We start from the raw sequence: 3,881 nt of genomic DNA, 5'->3' as shown, positions 1-3,881 counted from the left end.
CCGATGACCCAGGCGAGGATGGCGGCGGGACCGGCGATGCCGGCCGCCCGCTGGGACTCGTCGAGGCCCTCGGTCTCGACGCCGTGCTCGATGCCGCGCTCGAAGAGGATCTGCATGCCGACGCAGATGCCCATGACGGGGCGGCCGCCGGCCAGCCGGCGTCCGACGATCCAGTCGCCGCGCGCGGCGCGCAGCCCCTGCATGCAGGCGGCGAACGCGCCGACGCCGGGCACGAGGAGCCCGTCGGCGTTCATGGCCCGGTCGTAGTCCCGGGTGATCTCGACGTCCGCGCCGACATGGGCGAGGGCCCGCTCGGCGGACCGGACGTTGCCGAAGCCGTAGTCGAAGACGACGACCTTCTTGGCGGGGGCGGTCATGACCACAGCCCTTCGATGCGCAGTATCCCGGCGGCCAGCGACATGGTGGCGCCGATGGAGAGCAGCACGATGATGCCCTTGGGCATCTGCTGCTTCCAGAAGGAGATCACGCCGCCGAGCAGGAACAGTCCGAGGACGATGAAGAGGGTCGACAGGCTGTTCATTTACAGGGCGCCCTTCGTCGACGGGATGATCCCGGCGGCGCGCGGGTCGCGCTCGCAGGCGTAGCGCAGGGCCCGGGCGAGCGCCTTGAACTGGCACTCCACGATGTGGTGCGCGTTGCGCCCGTAGGGGACGTGGACGTGCAGGGCGATCTGGGCCTGTGCCACGAACGACTCCAGGATGTGGCGGGTCATCGTCGTGTCGTACGAGCCGATCATCGGCGCCATGTTCTCCGGCTCGGTGTGCACCAGGTAGGGGCGGCCGGAGAGGTCGACGGTCACCTGGGCGAGGGACTCGTCCAGGGGCACGGTGCAGTTGCCGAAGCGGTAGATGCCCACCTTGTCGCCGAGCGCCTGCCGGAAGGCCGCGCCGAGCGCGAGGGCGGTGTCCTCGATGGTGTGGTGGGTGTCGATGTGCAGATCGCCGTCGGTCTTGACGGTGAGGTCGAACAGGCCGTGGCGGCCGAGCTGGTCGAGCATGTGGTCGTAGAAGCCGACCCCGGTCGACACATCGACCTGTCCGGTGCCGTCGAGGTCTATCTCGACCAGGACGGAGGTCTCCTTGGTGGTGCGCTCGACGCGCCCAACGCGGGTCATCAGTTGGTCTCCTTGCGAATGGCACGAACCGCGTCCAGGAACGCGTCGTTTTCGGCCGGCGTGCCCGCGGTCACCCGCAGCCAGCCCGGTACGCCGTTGTCCCGTACCAGGACACCGTGGTCGAGGATGGCCCGCCACGCGGCGTGGCTGTCCGGGAACCGCCCGAACTGCACGAAGTTGGCGTCGGACTCGGTCACCTCGCAGCCCATCGCGAGCAGCTCGGCGACGATGCGGTCGCGTTCGGCCTTGAGCTGTTCGACGTAGCCGAGCAGCGTGTCGGTGTGCTCCAGCGCGGCGAGCGCCGTGGCCTGGGTGACGGCCGACAGGTGGTACGGCAGGCGGACCAGCTGGACGGCGTCGACCACGGCCGGATCGGCGGCGAGGTAGCCCAGGCGCAGCCCGGCCGCGCCGAACGCCTTGGACATGGTGCGGGAGACGACCAGGTTCGGGCGGCCCTCGATGAGCGGGAGCAGCGAGGGGCGGTGGCTGAACTCCCCGTACGCCTCGTCGACGACGACCAGGGACGGCTTGGCGGCCTGCGCGGCCTCGTACAGGCGCAGGACGGTGTCCGCGCCGACGGCGGTGCCGGTGGGGTTGTTCGGCGAGCAGACGAAGACGACGTCGGGCCGGTGCTCGGCGATGGCGGCCAGGGCCGCGTCGAGGTCGATGGTGAAGTCGTCGCGGCGGGGGCCGGAGATCCAGCCGGTGCCGGTGCCGCGCGAGATCAGGGCGTGCATGGAGTAGGAGGGCTCGAAGCCGATGGCCGTGCGGCCGGGGCCGCCGAAGGTCTGCAGCAACTGCTGGATGATCTCGTTGGAGCCGTTGGCCGCCCAGACCTGCTCGCGCGTGACCTCGTGCCCGGCGGTGCGGGTGAGGTATTTCGCGAGCTCGGTGCGGAGCTCGATCGCGTCCCGGTCGGGATAGCGGTTGAGGTGCCGGGCCGCCTCGGCGACGCGCTCGGCGATGCGGGCGACGAGGGGCTCGGGCAGCGGGTAGGGGTTCTCGTTGGTGTTCAGCCGTACGGGCACGTCGAGCTGGGGGGCGCCGTACGGGGTCTTGCCGCGGAGCTCGTCCCGGATGGGGAGATCGTCGATACGGGTCACGTGCTTACGGAACCTTCCACCCGAACCTCGACTTGAGAGCGGCGCCGTGGGCCGGCAGGTCCTCGGCCTCGGCGAGGGTCACCACGTGGTGGGTGACCTCGGCGAGCGCGTCGCGGGTGTAGTCCACGACGTGGATGCCGCGCAGGAAGCTCTGCACGGACAGGCCGGAGGAGTGGCAGGCGCAGCCGCCGGTCGGCAGGACGTGGTTGGAGCCGGCGCAGTAGTCGCCGAGCGAGACGGGGGCGTACGGGCCGACGAAGATCGCGCCGGCGTTGCGCACCCGGGCGGCGACGGCCGCCGCGTTCTCGGTCTGGATCTCCAGGTGCTCGGCGGCGTAGGCGTCGACGACGGCGAGGCCGCGCTCCAGGTCGTCGACGAGGACGATGCCGGACTGGCGGCCGGCGAGCGCCTCGGTGATGCGCTCGACGTGCCGGGTGGCGGCGACCTGCGTCTTCAGCTCGGCCTCGACCGCCTCCGCGAGCGCCACCGAGGGGGTGACGAGGACGGCGGCGGCCAGCGTGTCGTGCTCGGCCTGGCTGATGAGGTCGGCGGCGACGTGCGCCGGGTCGGCGGTGTCGTCGGCGAGGACGGCGATCTCGGTCGGGCCGGCCTCGGCGTCGATGCCGATGCGGCCCTTGAGCAGCCGCTTGGCGGCGGCGACCCAGATGTTGCCGGGGCCGGTGACCAGCTGGACGGGGCGGCACTCGTCGGTGCCGTAGGCGAACATGGCGACGGCCTGGGCGCCGCCGGCCGCGTACACCTCGTCGACGCCCAGCAGGGCGCAGGCGGCCAGGATCGTGGGGTGCGGCAGCCCGCCGAACTCCTTCTGCGGCGGCGAGGAGACGGCGAGCGAGGCGACGCCGGCCTCCTGGGCGGGGACGACGTTCATCCCGACGGACGACGGGTAGACCGCGCGCCCGCCCGGCACGTACAGGCCGACCCGCTCGACGGGGACCCAGCGCTCGGTGACGGTGCCGCCGGGGACGACGGTGACGGTCTTGTCGGTGCGCCGCTGCTCGCGGTGGACGAGCCGGGCGCGGCGGATGGACTCCTCCAGGGCCGCCCGGACGGCCGGATCCAGCTCCTGGAGGGCTCGGGTGATCGCCTCGGCGGGCACCCGGACCCGGTCGATCGTCACGCCGTCGAAGCGCTCCGCGTACTCGATCAGCGCCGCGGCGCCGCGATGATGCACGTCGTCGCAGATGGGCCGCACCTTCTCCAGGGCGGCCTCGACGTCGAGCTCGGCACGGGGCAGCAGGTCGCGGTCGATCCCGCCCTCCGGGAAGGCGGCACCGCGCAAATCGATACGGGAGATCACACATCGATTGTCGCAGACCCACCCGGCCCCGGGTTTCCCTGTACCACCTGCTGATACACCGCCAAAGAGTTGATCTTTGACTGACCGTGAACCGACAATCAGTCCGTACGGCCGGTGTTCAGCCGGTCACGCGGCGGGAATGGGGGCCCGTACGCGGCGGTACGGGTGACAGGGAGGGCACACCGTGACCGGGACACACGACGCGGACCCGCCGGAGGGCCTGGACCTGACCACGGCCGAGTGGGGCATGTGGCGGGCGTTCCGCAGCGGCAGCACCCACGACCTGCGCACCCCCTACCCCGAACGCAACGATCCGCACGGCCCG

Annotated in this window: 4 protein-coding genes and 1 pseudogene; all 5 read right to left on the bottom strand. The window is 71.7% G+C overall.

Features of this window, described 5'->3' with window-relative positions; translation table 11 throughout:
* Positions 1 to 377 (bottom strand): annotated as a pseudogene (locus AB0K09_RS30950) (hypothetical protein); the annotation flags it as partial.
* A complete protein-coding gene (locus AB0K09_RS30945; protein WP_366068721.1) occupies positions 374 to 541 on the bottom strand; it encodes a hypothetical protein in 168 nt (55 codons plus the stop codon). The pseudogene AB0K09_RS30950 and the gene AB0K09_RS30945, both read right to left, overlap by 4 nt.
* Positions 542 to 1,135 (bottom strand): imidazoleglycerol-phosphate dehydratase HisB, encoded by a 594-nt coding sequence (gene hisB / locus AB0K09_RS30940; RefSeq protein WP_366068720.1) that lies wholly within the window; start codon positions 1,133 to 1,135, stop codon positions 542 to 544. It abuts the gene before it with no gap.
* The gene (locus AB0K09_RS30935; RefSeq protein WP_366068719.1) at positions 1,135 to 2,238 is read right to left on the bottom strand and encodes a histidinol-phosphate transaminase; all 1,104 of its coding nucleotides are present in this window, start codon (positions 2,236 to 2,238) and stop codon (positions 1,135 to 1,137) included. Before AB0K09_RS30935 ends, hisB begins: the two co-directional genes overlap by 1 nt.
* A 4-nt stretch (positions 2,239 to 2,242) precedes the next feature.
* Positions 2,243 to 3,556: a histidinol dehydrogenase gene (gene hisD / locus AB0K09_RS30930; protein ID WP_366068718.1), complete on the bottom strand. Its 1,314-nt coding sequence runs from the start codon at positions 3,554 to 3,556 to the stop codon at positions 2,243 to 2,245.
* Between the last annotated feature and the right edge of the window lie 325 nt (positions 3,557 to 3,881).

Source organism: Streptomyces sp. NPDC049577 (genome assembly GCF_040675635.1).
Classification (GTDB): Bacteria; Actinomycetota; Actinomycetes; order Streptomycetales; family Streptomycetaceae; genus Streptomyces.
Note: the sequence above shows the minus strand (reverse complement) of the source record. Positions and strands in the feature narration are given on the sequence as shown.

Bases quoted from the DNA above. Each gene is read 5' to 3' on its own strand.
- hisB (WP_366068720.1), bottom strand. From the start codon at position 1,135: ATGACCCGCGTTGGGCGCGTCGAGCGCACCACCAAGGAGACCTCCGTC.
- AB0K09_RS30945 (WP_366068721.1), bottom strand. From the start codon at position 541: ATGAACAGCCTGTCGACCCTCTTCATCGTCCTCGGACTGTTCCTGCTC.